Source organism: Amycolatopsis sp. NPDC041971, assembly GCF_055588925.1.
Window position 1 is genome coordinate 1 of record NZ_JBVJCE010000037.1, and the last position, 17,537, is coordinate 17,537.

Below are 17,537 nucleotides of genomic sequence, written 5' to 3' on the forward strand. Positions count from 1 at the left end.
ACTCACAAGGTCCGATGTCATCACTCACAGTGCCCATCCCGCCGGACCTCAGCCCGGCGTGTCGGGCCGGAAACACCGATCCTGGAACAGTCCCCTGGATGCCCGCTTGCGTAGGTGATGGCGTTGTCGGCCATGTCAGGGTGTGTGCTGGCGATACGAACCGGGCGGGGCGATCGTGACAGCGGCGGCACAGATCGCGGCATGGTGAATGACCAAACTCAACTCTGCTGTGGATCTTGCCGTAGGGTGCGTGATCATCGTGAGTGGAGGGGAGCCATTCTGGTGCGGGATCATGCGCAGTCGGAGCGGGTAGTGCGGTTCTGGCGCACCATCGAGATGTTCAGTCCGCCGGGGGTCCCGAAACTCACTCCAGCCGGGCAGCGGCAGGATTCGACGCAGGTGGTCGTGGATGTCGCCCTCGATGAACCGGCGCCGTGGCAGGCTGCTCATCCGATCGCGCGGCGTCGGCCGCGCGAGGGTAAGACGTGGCAGTTCACGGTCTATGGCGGCTTGTACGACGTGGCTGCGGCGCGGGCCGCGTTGACCACCGCGTTCGGTGAGGACAACGTGCCGGCCGATGCCCGTGGGAACAACGGTGAGACCGCACTGTTCGCATTCACCCTCGACGCGGAGGGATGCCTGGTGGAGAACTCGGCCACGTTGTCCGCGTGCGCGTGGGCAATCAGCAGGCTGGCCTCACCTGGACCGGACGACCACACATGGCTGGACGGGTTCGCGCACCACGAGCGCGAGTTCGTGGCCGCCTTGAACAAGCTGGTACCTCCCAAGCGCGAGCCAAGGTCGACGGGGAACGGCGTGGTCAAGTCCGCTTTGACCACTGCGGGAAAGGTGATCACCGAGCAGGCGAAAGGCGCCGCCAAGGAGGCGGTCGCGGCCGGTGCGAAAGCCACGGGTGCCGCGGTGACGACGGCGGTGGGCGCTGGAGTCGGCGCGGTCGCGGGTCCGGTTGTCGGTGGGATCGCCGGAGCGGTCGCGGGCACTTTCGCGGAAAAGCTGCTGACCCCGCGCGACTCCGAGTCCTCGCCCAAGAACGAGGGTGACGCCGCGGACCGGCCCGCAGGCGACAGCGAGGCAGGTATGACGGTTCCGCGGCTGCGGATGACCGCGGCCGCGCTGCATGCGTTCGTCTCGGAGCTGGCCGCTGCGCTGGGAGTCGCGGACGTGCTGGACGCCCACGGGGTCCGGGTGGCCTGCACTCAGGTCCCGGAGACCAAGGCGGATCAGGCTGGTGGGCAGAACTTCCTGAACAGCTACATCGCCGCCGACCTGGCCGAGATCGAGGACGCCGTGCACTCCGGGAATGTCGGCGCCGGGTTGACCAGCTACCTCGCCGACCTCCCGGCTGCGGACCGGGTCGATGTGCGCGCCGGGCGCGACCCGCTGATCCACGGTGTCCAGCCGCACTACATCCCGGGTGGACGCTGGCCGACCGCGGTGTCGCGGCCGCTGGTGATCAGCCAGCAGTTCGCCGTGAACCAGATCATGTCCGAACTCGGCGACAACACAGGTTTGTTCGCGGTCAACGGCCCGCCCGGCACCGGCAAGACCACCATGCTGCGTGACGTCCTGGCCGCCATCGTCGTCGAGCGCGCTACCCTCCTGGCCGCGCTGCAGAACCCCAAAGACGCCTTCACGGACGTGATCGAGAAGGTGGCGCTCGGCCCGCGTTACAGCCCCGCTGTGCGGGGACTGCGGCCGGAGCTGACCGGGTTCGAGGTGGTGGTCGCCACCGCCAGCAACGACGCGGCAGCGAATGTGACGGCGGAGATCCCGGCCATGGACGCGGTACGCGGGGCCGAAGACGAGGCCTTGGCCGTCGACTACTTCACCGACCTCGCCTCGCATGTGCTGGGCAGCCCGGCCTGGGGAATGGTCGCCGCGGCGCTGGGCAACATGAAGAACCGCAACAACTTCGCAGGCCGATTCTGGTGGGGCGACGGCGCCCGCCAGACCTCGGACGAGCCCGAAAGCCCGGATACGAACGCCGACCAAGCACCGGCCGGCGAGACCGCCTCGGCCGAACAGGACGACGAATCCAGCAACGTCGGCCTGATGAACCTGATGAAACAGGTACGCGCGGACCCGGACATCGTCGAGGATTGGGACACGGCGGTCACCGCGTTCACCGACGCACAAGCGGAGGTCCAGCGACTCGCCGCCACCCGTCAGATCGCCGCCGAAGCCATTACAGAGTTCACTTCCCGCCGGAATGCGGTCCGTGAAGCCGAGGGCAGACTGCGGCAGTCACAGGCCGCCTGCGAGCAGCTCAACAACGATCTGCGCCATGCCACCCAGCAGTGCCACGAATCCGACCGCGCCTACCGGAAAGCCAACGAGGAGTACGAGGACTGGCCAAACCACAGGCCGGGATGCTGGGTCTCACTGTCCACCGGCTTCCGGGCCGGCAAGGAATGGGACACCCAGCATGGCAAGTTGCGGAAGGCACGGGACAACGCCAAAACCACCCTCGCTCAGTGGGCTGAAGTCGTCCCCAGATGCAAGTCCGCCTTGCACGAAGCCGTGCTACAGAATCGGCGGAACGAGAATGCCCTGAGCGATGCCACCTACGCGCTGGCCGCGGTGCAGGCTCGCATCGACACCGCCCGAGCCGAGTGGCCCACCATGGTGCCTTTTGGTGACGAGCTCGCCGACGAGGCACGATTTCAGCTGTGCGCGCCGTGGGCCGACCCGGGATTCACGACGGCACGTAATCAGCTGTTCCTGGCCGCGCTACGGTTGCACAAGACCTTCCTGTTGACCGCGGAGCCGCATGCCCGCGGCAACCTGGCCGTCATCGCCGCTGTCATCGGCGGCACGCTCAAGAGCCAGCTCAAGCCGGAGACGCTGCTGGCCGCGTGGCAGGCCTTATTCCTGGTCGTGCCGATGATCTCCACGACTTTCGCCTCGCTGCCGCGACTGTTCTCCGGGCTGGGCAGCGAAAGTTTCGGCTGGTTGTTCATTGACGAAGCCGGCCAGGCAACACCCCAGCAGGCCGTCGGTGGTCTCTGGCGATGCCGCCGCGCCGTGATCGTCGGCGATCCGCAGCAACTCGAGCCGATCGTCACGCTTCCTCTGCCCGCTCAACACGCGTTGCGCCGCTACCACGACGTGCATGAACAGTGGACCCCGGAAAACACCTCGGCCCAACGCGTCGCTGACCGGCATGCCCGGCACGGCACCGCCCTTCCCGAGCCCGACGGCGGCACCGTATGGGTCGGCGCTCCCTTGCGGGTCCACCGCCGCTGCGACCGCCCGATGTTCGAGATCTCCAACACCATCGCCTACGGCGGAGACCTGATGATCTACGGCACCAACCACGACGGTGACTACCCAGGACAGAACACCTGGATCGACGTCCGATCCGGGCAGTCACAAGGCAACTGGGTCCCCGCAGAAGGCGAGGCGCTGCTCCAGCTGCTCACCGACCTGGCCAGGGACGGCGTCAAACCACACGAGATCCGCGTGATCAGCCCGTTCCTCCACGTCGTCCGCGGCAGCAAAGACATCCTCACCGAGCGCTTCGGCCGCAACGACCACATCCGGGTCTTCGCCGACAAGAACGTCGGCACCATCCACACCGTGCAAGGACAGGAAGCCAACGTCGTAATCCTCGTTTTAGGCAGTAAGCCCAACGGGACCGGCGCACGCGCCTGGGCGGCCGAAAAACCCAACCTCCTCAACGTCGCCGCCTCCCGCGCCAAACGCCGCCTCTACATCATCGGCAACCACGACAACTGGAAACACCTCCGCTACTTCAACATCCTCGCCGCCACCATCCCCGCCGACCGGAAGTAGCGTCAGACCGCACCATCACCTGTGGGCTGAGGTTGTCGTTCGGATGTGGAGCGGGGTCGGCAGACGCAGCTGATTGCCAGGTCGAAGCCGCAATGTGGCAGCCGAGCGATGTCCTCGCGCCGACCTGCGGCAACTTCCCAAGCGTCTCCGCAGAAAACGGCCGTTGATAACGTCGCCCGTGCTCGGGTCTACGAAGACCAAGCGCTACATAATCTGGGTCGACCATCTGCAATATCCCGATACACCGACCGTCTAGTGAAAGCTCATCTCGGACGATCCGCGTTAAACTCGCTTTGACCAGAGTGTCTCAGGTAGGGTCGTTGAGGCCGTGGTCGCTGGCGTGCTCCGGTGCGGGCGGTGTGACGGGGAAAGTTTCGTGACCGATTGACCTAATTATTCGATTGGCGATCTCAAGCGTCATCGCGAGTGCGTCTGAATCTCCAAGGGTGTCAAAGATTTCGTCGATCCGTCGTCGCACGTATGCACGGTCGCCGGTTTCTACTTGAAGTTCGGTCTCACTTAGATATTCTCGAATTGTCTTGTAAGCCCCTACTATAGATTTAACCTTGACTTCGGGGTCGCCGGTGGCGAATTGGAGGTCAGCGTAACGGTCTATCCACCAAACAAGACCGAGCGCCGGGTCAGCGAGGCGCTCACGCAAGAGCGAGAGTCTTATCGTGTCATGGTGCTGTTCCAGACGCAGCCGGGCTTCCAGCACAGCGAGATCATTGGAAAGTTTATTCGTTTCCTGTGGAACAGTAAGCGAAATTTCACCTTCGACTCGGATGCGACAGCCTTCCCCGAGAGGCATAGATAGCTCACTGTTGGCCGCGGCCTCCGCTGCGGCGAGGTCCGCCACGTCGTATTTCTGGACAGTTGGCTCGACAGTCTCGCGCAGCAGGGAGCGCGCGACCGCGTCAGGATGCCGCACGGGCGGGTCAGCCTCGGATGCAGACTGAAACGCGTAGCGGAACTGCGCGACAAAATACAGTCCTCGCCGAGCGCTCTCGAGCCGAGTTTCGAACGAGTTCGAATACCGGCGGCGCCAAAACGGACGCGATTTTCCCCTGATCGGCTCGTATCGCCCTTCATTCGTCATACGAACTACTGCACAGGTGAGCTTTCGTCACGGGAATCAGATAATGAAGACAGCTCACTGTCGCGCCGATCGGGCTTTTCATAAGCAATATGAACTTGTTCTATGAAGGCGTCGAACAGATGCTTGTGCAGAGGGCCTGCCGGCGCGATGACGGATCGGATCGGGTTGTCTCGGATACTCCCACCGCTGTCGGCCAGGGCGGCGATGATGCCGATCACTGGATCTGCTGGCAGGTCCCGATTCTCGGCTGTCTGGCGCCACCAGGTAAGTGCCTCTACTGCATTGTCGACCTCCGGTGTGGAGAGCAGGTGACGCCACCCGTCGGTGAGGCGTACCTGGATGGCCTTGGCCTCGGTGTCAGTCCGGGATAGCCAGCCACGCAGCAGTGCGAGGTCGCGATCGCGACCATCGTCGTCGGCCAGTCCGAATAGTTCGAGGAATACGCGTGCTCCCACCTGCCCCGTGGCGTCGTCGGCCTGGACCCAGGTGACAATCCGGTCGACGACGGTGATCGCGATCGTCGGCCGGGCGAGCAGCGATCGCAGCGTTTCTGTGACCTCGGCGTGGACAGCCGGCTCCTGGGCTCTGGCGAGCACGTAGCCGAGGCGGGTGAGAGCCTCACTGGGATAGAGATCGCCGAAGCTGCCGCGAGCGGCTTGGGTGACGGCCTGCTGTCGCGCTGGTGTGGTCGTTCCTTTGGCCCAGTTGGTCAGTTGCTTTCGTGTGGATGCACCGAGCGTGGGGTGTGCGGCTAGCTCACTGAGCAGGCCGGATGCGAGCCTGAGATCGTCCTTCTTGCCGGTTTTGACCCATGACTCAACGAGGCCCAGCACGGCGTTGACGCCTGCGGATGCGGCGAGGCCAGTGAGCGCGCCGATGACCTTCTGTCGATACTCGGCAGCCGGCCCGCCCGGTGCGGTGATGTCATGCAGCCATGTCTGGATGACTGGGACCAGTTGCGACCGAAATCGCCAGAGATAGCGCAGCAAGGCCGCGCTCAGGCCACGGCGGTGTTTCTCAAGAGACGCGGTTCCCTCCACGTGGTCGAAGTCGACGTCCGCCTGGTCGAGTCTCGTGGCGGCGTCGGCGCCCGCGAGCAGTCCACCTTTCTCTCGAGGCCAGGCCACTGCGGGTACTGCAAGGAGTGCCTCGGCGGCGTCGAGTACCACGGAGGCCGCCGCGTCCTCAAGGAAAGCCGCAGCGATGCGGATCGCCCGTTTCGGCGGTTCGTCGGCTGCGGTCCCGCCGAACCACTTTGCCAGGAGGTCGGGCCAGTCGCGATACTCATCGAGAACGGAGGCGTCGTGGGGATCCTTGGCCTTGGCGACGACGGCGGCGAACCGCTCACCGTCGGACGGAGGCGCGGCAGGGCGTAACTCGTCGTGAAAAACGCTACTCGTGTCGTCAAGCCAGGTTGCACGTTCGCGCGTTATCTCCTGGCTCTTCAGGATCTCCTTCGCGATGTTCACGGTGGAGGGCCGTTCGAGCGGAACAACCGCGATCCCCGAGGACACCCCCATGCTTGCCGACCGTGTCCACACCGTGGTAGACGCGGTGATGACCAGAAACCGATGAGCACCGCGCGCCGACTTGGCATAGGTAGCGAGGCCGGTGTGAAACGTATCGGGCAACGGGTCGGCTGTACCGCGCAGATTGAGTAGGTAACCGGCACCGCGTTCGGTGGGAAGGCACGTTACATCAGGCTCGTCCCAGCCAGGTTGTAGTTCGAACACCCGCCCTCTCACCGAGGGTAGTGATGCCAGCACCCGAAGGCCGGCCGCCCGCAGTCCGGCAAAGTCGGACGCGAGCAGCACGACCACGTGCGCGGCCGGATCAGAACCGAACGTAGGGTGAACGGCATCGACCGCCTTGTCGAACCGGCTAGGAACCACGAACTGCGACGCCGGTATTTCCACATCCGGATCCACCGGGTACGGCCGCAGAAGGCGCAGCCCGCTCAGGTAGCTCGTGACATTGACGTCGCCCTGGGCGTTGTACTGATCGCCGAAGACGGTGTTGTCTTTGATTTCCTGGCTCACTGGGTTTTCCCCGCGGCGCCGCCCTGGGAGTTGTACTGGCTGCCCAACACAAAATTACCGGACACGTTTTGCCTGTAGATCACGGTCTGACTTCCCGCACCAGCTTGTTGCCGAATCGCGTCAACAAGCTCCTGGAGTGTGTCGTCATCGTCGGGGTCGGTCCACTGTTCCAGCAGCTTCGCCACCGGAGCCTGGATACTCTGCGCGATGACCTCCCGGTTTTCGGGAGGGGTCGCAAGGACAGCTTCCTCAAGCGTGTCCAATTGCGCCAGGGCTGCCTCCTCATCAGCCGGCTCGGCAGTGCGGCGCCGAAACAGCTCTGCGCACCGACTGCGCGCGTACTGGTATAAGTCGGTCCCCATACTTCCGGCTATCGCCCCGCTCGCCGCAGCAATTAGTTCAACCGGCAACGTCAAGATTCAACCCCCTCATGAACGAAACGAGCGCATGACACCGAAACAGTCCTGGTGCCGTCGAGGACGATAGTGGCAGGGACAGGGCGCCGGGCGGCTTTCGCGTAGGACCGCCGAAGTGGAGCAATAACCCAGCGGCGAATATCGCGGGACGCATCGGCCAACCCTGATCTTTAACCCACAAGGGGTCCTCACTAGTCTGATCGAGGTAGCGTACGATCAGTGGTGCAGCGACATCGGTCGGTTGCTTCGGCGCCACGCATCCGCGACCGAATGCCCCACCTGCAGATACTCGTTGACACCGCCCACCGCGCCATGACCGACACTTCCACCCACGCAAACTGGAACTCGGCACCTGTGGCCGCCCCTGCGGCTCCGCCTGCCAGCACGAGCACGCCCCGATACCCGGTCCTGCGCGTCGATCCCCGCCAACGAGCCCGGCTGGTCGAGATCGCGAACAACCCCAGAGACCCCGGATCCGCGAAGCCGAACTCAACGGATGGCGAGGAGAGATCGACGGCCTCACCGTCAGCCTCAAGGCGGCCCACGCAAAGCTAGCCGCGCTCGACCGGCAGACCGCGGACTCCGCACGCACGGGAGCAGTGAGCATCGGCATTCCCGTCATCAGAACCACGCAGTGACTCTCCCGAACCGCTGTGCAATTCCGGTGTGGGAGAAGCCCGAAACCTCCGCGTCGCGCAGGCTCATCCTTCCGAGCAGTAGCACGTCGGTCGATGTTATCGATGTAGTGGTGATGAACCAACAAGAGAGTCAGGCGAAGGCCCAGTTGGGGAGGCTGGCCGAGCGGGCGGCGATCTGGGCTGATCGGCGCGGGTCGTCCGCCGGGTTCGGGGTCGGCGCGGGGAGCGCGATGGCCGGCGACGACCGCGGCAGCGAGCCGTTCCTGGTCTCGCATCCGATGAGGACGTCCCTGGGCGCGGCCATCGATCACCTGCACGCGCTGTACGCCCTGGTCCTGCACTCGGGCTACCTACACCTCCACGCGCCCGCGTCGGTGGCGCGGGGAGCGCTGGAGTGCGCGTCCGCGGCGATCTGGCTTGCCGAACCGCCGTCACGCGACGAACGTATCCGCCGCGCACTGTGCTGGGCGGGCAAGGACATTAAGGACGGCGACAAAGCCGCGATCGGTGCCGGATACCCCGTCCCGACCCCGCTGGAACAGCGCATCGACAAGCTGAATGCGGCAGCGAGATCTCGCGGCCTGGATCCTCAAGCGATCAAGAACGGGTTCAGCAGCACGGAGGCCGTCGAAGCCGCCAAGGCTCATCTTGGGCCTGGGAAGAAGGACGTGCTGCTGGCCTGGCGCCTGGGTTCAGGATTCGCGCACGGCCGCTCCTGGTCGGCATTGGGATTCGCGGACAACGTCCAGACTCCAGTTCCCGGCGGCTCGGACAGGGTCATCGTCGCGTCCGAGAACAGCTACCGGCACGTCCTAGCGCTGGCGATACCTGCCGATCAGACTGTCGACGCCGCCGTCAGACTGTTCGACCTTCGCGCCCGCAGCCGTTAACCCGAACAAGCCGGGGTGGAGCCTGCCAGCCGAGGGTAAGCGAAGCTAGTTGACGGGGCTGCGGCGTTCGAGGAAGACGGTGTCGTGTCGGCCCCGTCGCGTTGGGCGATGCGTTCACGGCTCCCGACGGTGCGGTTTGATCTCCAATGAGCATCGCACCTGTCGAGGTTCTCATCTAGCGGACGCGTCCCGGAGGCCAAGGAACGCCTGAGATTGCCGCTCAACTGGCCGTGTCGTCTCAATCCCCTACGTGATCGAGCAGGCCGACACCAGACGGCGCACGGCACCGCAGACACCTCACGACCAGGCGAGAAGACGTTGGCCGACATCACTCGACACCACCTGTCTCATCCGGCGCGAGCTCTTATCAGCGAGTTCAAGTACCGTGGTGCTCATTTGCCTGCCGCGGGAGTACTAAAGTGAGCGTTTGCCTGAACGTTCTCGAGGCGAACAACCGATACGAGTGCCCGCGACATCTTCGCTCCGACCTGAAGCTGCTTTCGGAGCGTCTCTGCGGAGATCGGTCGTCGGTAATGTCGCCAGTGTTCGGCGTCCGCGAGACGGGCTCGCTCCACGAGGTTCTCGTCGAGGTCAGCGTCCTGGCTGCGTGACGTTCCGGCCTGCTGATCACGCCGAAAGGGCGTGTACCCAGACACTTCCTCGTCGGCGCCACCGCACGTCGGCTCTGCGCCCGATGGGCTGGACAAGTGCTCTGCGGAATTGGCGCTAGCAGCGCTCAACGCGCGGAGCAGGCCAGGGCCCGCCTCAGCCCATCCGATCAGTAGGAGCGGGCCAACCGAGTCGAACTCGGCCTTACCCCGCTGACCTGAGAATACCGGGTCGGCGACGTTCAGCAGAAGCGTCACCACGCTCGCTGCCAGCAGCAGTTGCCACGCAGGCCGCAGCACCTCATCACTAGCCCCGGACAGCGCCAGGTGCCGCGTACCGACGAGCAAACCCAGCACCGTCAAATCAACAGCCGGCGCCACCAGCGGCGCCACGAACACCGGCACCTGCAGCTTCAACGCCAGGTTCAACACGTTCCCAAACCCGAAGAGAAAGGTCAGCCCGATGACCAGCCCCATCGTGACCGTGACAAACCGAGCAACCGCCTGCGAGTTGGCACTCATGACGGCTCCTGCCCAAGCACGGAAGCTCGAAGCTCGCCTCGACCACCAACTTGCCGCCGAAAAGTCCCTGGTCAGCCCCGTTCCCATCCTTTGGTAGTCCTGCCGAGGGCACGAGCCTGCGACGGTGCGTTCTAGCTCGTCCGAGCCCTGCTTGTTCTTGCCTTAGCTGGCAGAATCGTCGTCCTGACGGTTTATGACCCCGCTCGCGCGAGTCCGGACCTCCTTGATGTGCCAGGAACCAGGCAGGGGCCTCAGGAGGGCGCAAGTGGTTGGATGGACGAGCCGGTACCGTGTGTGCCTGTTGACCCGGCTGGGGAGGTAGGTCACGTTGTCCGCACTGAGAGACGACATTCCGTTCGGCCCGTTCGAGGGCAGTCCGATCCGTGGCTACACAACGGGCGGCAGAAACGCCCGCCTTCATGCGAGCCGAACTTGCTCGCCGCTCAAGGGTTCAAACGTCGTTGCCGTGACGATGCCGCTCGAAGCCGCAACCGTGCGGCGAATGTGCGGTTCTTGTGCGGAATGGGGTCCGTGGGCCAGACCCACCACGGCTGTCGGCGTGTTCCTCGGTGCGCTCTCTGGCATGGGGCTTCTCTACGAGTTAGAACGTTGCACACCGGGCTATTTCGACGACGACCTAGAGGGAACTAATGTCGCCAGAGCGGCGGAGCTGCTAGCCGCCGGGGATTGGCCAGATGATGAAGATCTGTGGGACGAGTACGAGCAAGCACGGAAACTGCGTGACGAACTGCTGCTGCCTTCCTGGCGCGACTCGGCGGAAAGCCTGTCCGCCGCACATGAAACGATCAACCACTATCCGTGGCTCGCGGAATGGGCCCGACCACAACTGCGGGTCAATGCCGACTACACCGAAACGCTGAGACAGCTGGTGTCGAGCGTCATCCCTGCCGCGAACCTGGTAGACGCCGCCGCGGTGGCCCTCCTACCCACCCCGGACCTGCCCATGGACCGCGACGAGTTCAATGTGCTCGGTGATGCCGAACGGGTTTTGAAGAGTCTCTGGCGTGAATGGCGACGAGCGGCGGCGGACGGCTCGAAGCGGCTGGAAGATCACACATACCCCCTACATGAAGCCATCAACTCGGCGATGGGAGCCAGACGAAAAGGGCGGGACGAGGCCGAGCGCGCACTCGAGGATCTGATCCGAGAGTGGATAACCACAGCTCGGACCGAGCAGAGCGTGGCGCCAACCGCGCAGCGGTGGCTCGTCGCAGCCGTTCCGGCTGTCAAGCAGGAGCACCGTCGCGCAGATGCAGGCTTCGTGGGGCTGCTGACGCCGTGGGAAGTCGGTGTCGTAGCCGTGTTCGGCGTCGCGCTGGACTGGAACACTCGCACCGCTTTGCTGTGCGTGCCCGACCTGATCGCTCGTCGTTTGCTCGGTGATGCCTCCGGGCTGCGCTGTGTGGAAATTGACGAACCCGGTCAGGAACCTGCCGAAACACTCGCGACATGGATCAAGGAGCACGTCCCGGCAGCAGAAACTGGTCTTCTCCCTGGAATACTCGATGATTCTTCGGTCTCTGAGCGCCGACCGATAGGAACTGGCGCCGCGAAAGCGCTCAGTGCCACCGTTGTCGGCCACCAGCCCTATCTCGTCTACTCGGTGATCAACGGCGTCGAGGTTCTGCATCTCAACGTCATCGAGTCCAGATCGGCCGCAGGCTGGAGGGGTGTGATTCTGGCAGGTGCGGCGGATATACCCGAAAGCCTGATCGAACCATGGATCGAAGAGCTCATGCCGTTCGCGGTCGACGACGAAGTAGAAGTTGGCGATCCACTGGGAATGCCGGCAGGAGAACGGCACCTCATACGTCAACGTCGACGTGACCTACGGCAAGTCGAGCAGCACCTTCGTCTTCTAGCGCTGGTGAGAGCGGCTCCGGACCTCCGGACAGTGAGCGATCCGGAGAGCGATGACGCCCTGCCTGTGCCTCACGCTGTATGGGGCGCGCTCCTTTCACCCATGCAGCTCGACGTGACCCCGTTCCTGGCAAAAGGCGAGAAGACCTCGTATCGAGGCACTGGGCTGGGGCTTCCGTTGTCGATACTTTCCTCGCTGCAGCTGTACACGACAAACGTCGACGAGGCTTACGGTAAGGGCCACTCGCCGTACTGCACCCACTCGTGCAGCAGATCGTTCGTCGGCAAATCTCATCAGCTTTTCACCTTCGCCGATCTCATCCGACTCCGTGACCGGGATTGGTGCAGCAAGTGCGGTGGCTATGCGGTCCGCCGTATGGACCATGCCCAGCTCACCTACTACAGATCCGCGCACGAACTGCTCAGTATCAACGAACAGCTCGAAAGGCGTCCAGGAAGCCCTGAATACCTCACGGACTCGATCAGCAAGCTCGACGACCTGTGGACCCGCCTGCCGAATAAGTACGACTCGGACCACTGGCGCTGGTCGGAGACAGTACGAGCGGTGAGGGACAAAGCGATTCAGCACCAGAAGAGTGCGAGGTAGGAAATGGCTGACCGGCCAACCTGCGGGCGTCCCACCAAAGCGGGCACGCCGTGCGGGGCGAAAGTCCGCCGATCGGCGGCGATGGACGCGTACGCACCGGCATGTCTGCTTCACATGACGACCGTCGAGCGTGACGAGTTCGAAGCGAACCCGCTGTGGTCCGAGGCGGGGCAAATCCTCTGGTTGTTCGATCAGCAGGGAACCGACGGCGAGTTACTGGCCGCGGCGGAGATCGCGAGTCGGCTATCGCTGGCCGCGGCTGGCGTATCGCACGTCTTACGCAGACTCCAAAGCCAAGGCAAAGCCCGCCCTTGGAAGATCGATCGCCGCGAGCTGTGGGGAACCAGTGAACAGGTCGACGCGTGGCTCGGCCGCCATTATCGGGAGAAACAGCGTGTCGAGGCCGAACGGGCGCGAGCCGCGACCCGCATCGAAGAGGGCAACAAGGCGTTGGCCACGGCAGAGCAACGCCTTCGCGATATCTGCGACGGACACGACGTGGGCGTATCACTGTTCGGGGGATTCGCTGGCGACTCCGGCGAACCGCGCAAGCAGACTCTCATGATCGCGGTTGACGACGCAGAGGCGGCCGAGTGGCTGGTCGGGCGCATGAGCAGGCCAGGGCCGCAGGAGAACGCACCGACCGACGAGCAGTGGACCGAGTACGCCGCACACCTCGAACTGCTCCTCTCCTGTCTCGTGTGGGCGGGATGGTCGGAGCAGGAGACTGACTTCTTCTCGGAATACGACGAGGAAACCGGGCCTGTGCTGTACGGCACCATGCATCGGACGTGCATGGCGTTCGATGTTGAATTCCACCCAGCCGAGCAGCGGCTCAGCCTACGCCCACACGAGTACCCGGGCGGCTGGCCGCAGATATTCAGCATGCTGGATGACGACGTGGTGATCCGCCTCGACGGCGACGCCGACGAGCAGGCCAAGCTCGTCGCTGAGCGCGCCGGTGAGCTCGGTCTGCTCGACGCCACCCGGGTCGAGATCGATCCGGACGCCGACGTGTCGCTGCGTCAGTTCATGGACGTCCAGCTGACCGAGTATGTCTTCGAACAGATCGCCCGTCACAGTGAGCAGCCGATGCCGGCAGCGATTGAGAAGCTGGATGACGACCCCAATTTTAACACCTACTTCACAGCGGTTGTCGGCATGTTCGGGCAGCACGTGCTGCCCGACTTGGTACCGGATGCAGTGGTCTTGGGAATCGCCGCGTGGTGCTGGCGGAATGACACCGCTGTGGAAGCGTGGCATCTGCCGGACGACATCTCAATGACCAGGGTCAACATCGCCGTCACCAAAGCCATCGGCGAGCACGTGGACCCCTACGAAGGTGTGGATTGGCGCGGTATCGAGTCGTCACTGAACGATCCAGACTTAGCCTCACCCGACGGCAGGAAGATCAGTGACCTATTCGGCGACGGATGGCAGCAGGTCCGGGACACAGTGAACGAGCAGCTCACAAAGTGGCGGCAGCTCGATGAGAACCTCCTCGGCAGCGAAGCGACTCTTCGCCTGCTGACCATCGGTGGTTCGACCGGCTATACGCAGCAGTGGTGGGGACAAGGTCGTTGGCGGGCGATGTGCCGAGCGATCGTGGAAGACGCGGTCGCTGGCGGTATCCAACTTCCACCTCCCTATGACGAGCTCGGCAACGAGCAGCTCGTGTCGGACCTTGCGGAACCGGACCAGCTCAACGACGAGGTGCTGGAGTGGCTCATCAATATGCCCGCCGCCGAGGTGGGCGGACCCCGCGGTCTGCGTTTCCACGACGTCAGCCGGCCGATCTCCCGGATGGTGGAACCCATCGACTGGAACCTCGAATGACTTCGAGTTGCCGGCCGGCAACCCGCGCCCAGATCTTGACAGGTGCCGCTCTCTGGTCTGTCACCGGCTCGGTCATCCAAGCTCCACGCCGCACGTGAAACCTGCATCCACGCCTGAGGACATCATCCGAATTTCCATCTGGACAGCCGAACCGCTCAGCGCCCGCAGAAGACCACGCCTTGCCTCAACATTTCCCCATGTACTCTGCCAGCACCTCGTAACGAGCATCAGAGCAGGCGGCACGACCCGGCACTGCGAGCCCGAGACGCGCCCGAGAGGTCTGAAACAGTCCGACATCAGGCAACACACTTCGACACAGGGACTGCCGCGCGACCACACGAAAAGGTCTTGTCCGGCATCACTCGACACCATCCGACACTCCAAGGTTCCGACTCTTAACCAGCGGGTTCGGGGTTCGAGTCCCTGATGGCGCACACCCAAGCCCCACGTTTTCAGGTCGACGACGTGGGGCTTTGTGTTATGTGGACGCATTCTTCCGCTTACTTATGGTCCATTGTGGTCTGATCCGAGCCCGAGACGCGCCCGAGCTGTCGACGTGGGTTCTGTAAATGATCTTCGCCGTCGCTCAGCAAGATCGACACTGCCAGCGTAACGGTTCCCAGATCCCCCCAGTTCGACGTCGGCTCTAACATGCACCCCGAGTGAGCCCGCCCGAAACTTGGTCACCGGCACGGACTGCGCCTCAGGGGCACCGCTAGCCACCTTCACCGCGATCGACAGACTCAGTACAGCGTTGCCCACTGGGCGACCAGCGCTATGCCACCAACCTGACCATGTGGCGCGTCGGGGATCAGCGTGAGCGGGATGGACAGCGGCCGGGTCTGTCCCGGTGGCAACGGTGGCAGGGAGCACGTCACGATCTCCGGCACGAGCGGGTTGGACGCGCAGCCGAGAGACACCTGTCCGTCCGCGTCGATGTGACGTGGTGTGGTGGGCGTCGACTCTCGTGGCTGCGGCAGCCCCGGCGCGAGCACGTCACGACGGTGGGCCTGGCATACCAAGGTCGGGTTGCTGAAGATCACCGGCGACGGCCGTCCGCTGCGCGGGGATAGTATCGAGCCGGTCGAGGCATCGAATGCAGCGACCTCCGCAAGACATGCGGCACGAACAGCCTGCGGGTCTCCGCTCCTCGGCGAACAATTCGGACCGCTCGGCCCGCACCCACAGGTACCGAACTTCGGTCAACCGGTCAGCAACGAACCCTAGCTACATGAATCCTTCGAGACCCCGCGGCCGGCGGCGACGTCGAGGAGGTCCTGCGGCGTCATGCCGGACGCGGACAGGTCGGCGTGGCTGTAGCCGCCATAGGCTGCAAGCCGACGACCGTGACGTGCCCAGTTGCCCAGGATCAGGTCGGATTTCAGCCAGCCTTGTCCACCGGCACCCTTCTAAGGTTTCGGTATGGCACAAGCGAACCGCGATATCGTCCAAGATGCGTGGCAGGCTTTCTCCAAGCGCGACACCGACCGGATATCGGCTTTCTTTACCGACGATGCCGAGTGGCTCGGCCCCGAGGGCAACGCCACCGCGGTCGCGCTGGGCATTCCCAGCCATATGATCGGCAGAAAGGCGATCGTTCAGTTCATCACCGAGGACTTCTCCCGGCTTTTCACACGGGACGTCAGCTTCACGTTTCATGGCTTCTACGCGGCGAGCGAGCGTGTGATCGTGGAGGCGACAATGAGCGCGACCCTGGCGAACGGGAACGCTTACGTCAACGATTACTGCTTCATCTTCGAATTGCGGGGTGGACTGATTCACCAGGTCCGCGAGTACATGGACACCGCACGCGGACACCACATGGTGTTCGACGAGAGGTCCTAGCCTTGCATCATGTCTAAACGCGCCGACCCGCAGTCGACCTCGTCGACTGTCCATGCTCGACATCCGCCAACAACTGCCGATTGGGTAGAGACTCATCGAGTCGCTGGAGCGGATCGCGTCGCCGTAGCGGGCCAGCCCCGTCGTCTTGACGCCGAAGCAGTGCAGCCGCGAGCCCCGCGTGTGCGGGGACCTCACGATGCGTTCGACCTGCCCGCTGTGCCGGCGCCGATTGTCGCGGCAGTGGCCATGTCCTGTTGCGAGCGTGTCGCGTTGCGACCAGCGGTCGGACTCTGCCGGCGCTGAGCTTCCCCCGGTTGTCCGGACACCTCACCTGAGGTGACCACCGGTCACCAGGGAGGATGTTCTCGTGCCTGCACCACACCCGCCTGAGTTTCATCAGCGTGCCGTCGAGCTTGCCCGTCTGGGCGACAAACCGGTCGCCGCGCTGGCGAAAGATCTCGGGATCAGCGAGTCCTGCCTGCGGAACTGGATGGCCCAGGCCGACGCCGACGAGACCGGCTCGGCGACGAGGCTGACCAGCACGGAGAAAAGAGAACTCGCCGAGCTGCGCCGCAAGAACCGGCAGCTGGAGCTGGAGAATGAGATCCTGAAACGCGCGGCAGCGTACTTCGCGCGGGAGAACATCCTCCCAAAGTAACGTTCCCGCTGGTCCACGAACTCGTCGCGGACGGTATCGACGTCGCGGTGGCCTGCCGGGTGTTGAACGTATCCCGCTCCGGCTATGAAGAATGGCGCGGTCGACCGGCCTCGACGAGAGAGGAGGAGAACGCTCTGCCGCTGAATACATCGAACAAATCCATGCCGATTCCCGCGGAACCTATGGCTCCCGGGGGTGCACGCGGAACTAACACTCGGGCTCGGGCAGCCGGTCAACCGGAAACGGGTCGAGCGGCTCAGGCGCGAGGCCGGGATCCAGGGCCTCTACCGGCGCCGGCGCTCCCGCGCCACAATCCCGACCCGCACGCGGATCCCAGCCCGGACCTGGTCAACCGCCAGTTCACCGTGGATGCCCCGGACCGGCTGTGGATCACCGACATCACCGAGCACCCCACCGACGAAGGGAAGCTCTATTGCGCGGCGGTCATGGACGCCTATTCCCGACTCATCATCAGCTGGTCCATCGTTGACCACATGCGAACAGAACTGGTCACCGACGCCCTCGGCATGGCAATCCTGCGCCGACAGCCCGAGAACAACACCACCATCCTGCATTCCGATCACGGCTCCCAATACCAATGCCACTTAGTTAAGCCGTACGTTTCAGGACGTTCGGGTGCGGGTCATAGTGTTCCTGCTGGTGGCGAGGCGTCTTGATGGGG

12 protein-coding genes and 1 pseudogene are annotated in these 17,537 nt (G+C 64.0%); 8 read left to right on the plus strand and 5 right to left on the minus strand.

Annotated features, from left to right (window positions below):
- Window positions 1-282 precede the first annotated feature (282 nt).
- Window positions 283-3,816 (plus strand): DEAD/DEAH box helicase, encoded by a 3,534-nt coding sequence (locus tag ACZ6DT_RS39830; RefSeq protein ID WP_465605153.1) that lies wholly within the window; start codon window positions 283-285, stop codon window positions 3,814-3,816.
- 307 nt (window positions 3,817-4,123) lie between these two features.
- Here the strand turns inward: ACZ6DT_RS39830 and ACZ6DT_RS39835 are convergent, their stop codons facing one another.
- Genes ACZ6DT_RS39835 through ACZ6DT_RS39845 form a run of 3 tightly spaced genes read right to left on the minus strand, consistent with a single transcriptional unit; the run spans window position 4,124 to window position 7,370 of the window.
- Window positions 4,124-4,915, minus strand: a complete 792-nt coding sequence (locus ACZ6DT_RS39835) for a hypothetical protein (protein ID WP_465605156.1) — start codon at window positions 4,913-4,915, stop codon at window positions 4,124-4,126.
- 5 nt (window positions 4,916-4,920) lie between these two features.
- The gene (locus ACZ6DT_RS39840) at window positions 4,921-6,954 is read right to left on the minus strand and encodes a hypothetical protein (protein WP_465605158.1); all 2,034 of its coding nucleotides are present in this window, start codon (window positions 6,952-6,954) and stop codon (window positions 4,921-4,923) included.
- Entirely contained in the window at window positions 6,951-7,370 is a 420-nt protein-coding gene (locus ACZ6DT_RS39845) for a hypothetical protein (protein WP_465605161.1), read from the minus strand. The genes ACZ6DT_RS39840 and ACZ6DT_RS39845 overlap by 4 nt, the downstream gene beginning before the upstream one ends.
- 751 nt (window positions 7,371-8,121) lie before the next feature.
- Here ACZ6DT_RS39845 and ACZ6DT_RS39850 point away from each other — a divergent pair.
- Window positions 8,122-8,898 (plus strand): hypothetical protein, encoded by a 777-nt coding sequence (locus ACZ6DT_RS39850; protein WP_465605164.1) that lies wholly within the window; start codon window positions 8,122-8,124, stop codon window positions 8,896-8,898.
- Window positions 8,899-9,290: 392 nt separating this feature from the next.
- Here the strand turns inward: ACZ6DT_RS39850 and ACZ6DT_RS39855 are convergent, their stop codons facing one another.
- Window positions 9,291-10,028: a hypothetical protein gene (locus ACZ6DT_RS39855; RefSeq protein ID WP_465605167.1), complete on the minus strand. Its 738-nt coding sequence runs from the start codon at window positions 10,026-10,028 to the stop codon at window positions 9,291-9,293.
- A gap of 328 nt (window positions 10,029-10,356) precedes the next feature.
- On the opposite strand from ACZ6DT_RS39855, the gene ACZ6DT_RS39860 reads away from it, so the two are divergent.
- Window positions 10,357-12,516: a hypothetical protein gene (locus ACZ6DT_RS39860; protein ID WP_465605169.1), complete on the plus strand. Its 2,160-nt coding sequence runs from the start codon at window positions 10,357-10,359 to the stop codon at window positions 12,514-12,516.
- A 114-nt stretch (window positions 12,517-12,630) separates the two neighbouring features.
- A complete protein-coding gene (locus ACZ6DT_RS39865) occupies window positions 12,631-14,352 on the plus strand; it encodes a hypothetical protein (protein ID WP_465605172.1) in 1,722 nt (573 codons plus the stop codon).
- Window positions 14,353-15,095: 743 nt separating this feature from the next.
- Here ACZ6DT_RS39865 and ACZ6DT_RS39870 read toward each other — a convergent pair.
- On the minus strand, window positions 15,096-15,395 hold the full coding sequence (locus ACZ6DT_RS39870; protein WP_465605175.1) for a hypothetical protein: 300 nt from the start codon (window positions 15,393-15,395) through the stop codon (window positions 15,096-15,098).
- A gap of 379 nt (window positions 15,396-15,774) precedes the next feature.
- Between ACZ6DT_RS39870 and ACZ6DT_RS39875 the strand changes: the two genes are divergently transcribed.
- The 4 genes and pseudogenes from ACZ6DT_RS39875 to ACZ6DT_RS39890 all read left to right on the plus strand — a co-directional run bounded on the left by ACZ6DT_RS39875 (window position 15,775) and on the right by ACZ6DT_RS39890 (window position 17,532).
- Window positions 15,775-16,197, plus strand: coding sequence for a nuclear transport factor 2 family protein (locus ACZ6DT_RS39875; protein WP_465605178.1), 423 nt, complete (start codon window positions 15,775-15,777; stop codon window positions 16,195-16,197).
- A gap of 367 nt (window positions 16,198-16,564) precedes the next feature.
- Window positions 16,565-16,855 carry a transposase gene (locus tag ACZ6DT_RS39880; protein WP_465605180.1) on the plus strand — a complete coding sequence of 97 codons (291 nt, stop codon included), beginning with the start codon at window positions 16,565-16,567 and terminating at the stop codon, window positions 16,853-16,855.
- 195 nt (window positions 16,856-17,050) lie between these two features.
- Window positions 17,051-17,143: pseudogene (locus tag ACZ6DT_RS39885) on the plus strand (IS3 family transposase); the annotation flags it as partial.
- 77 nt (window positions 17,144-17,220) lie between these two features.
- Window positions 17,221-17,532 (plus strand): transposase, encoded by a 312-nt coding sequence (locus ACZ6DT_RS39890; RefSeq protein ID WP_465605182.1) that lies wholly within the window; start codon window positions 17,221-17,223, stop codon window positions 17,530-17,532.
- Window positions 17,533-17,537 lie beyond the last annotated feature (5 nt).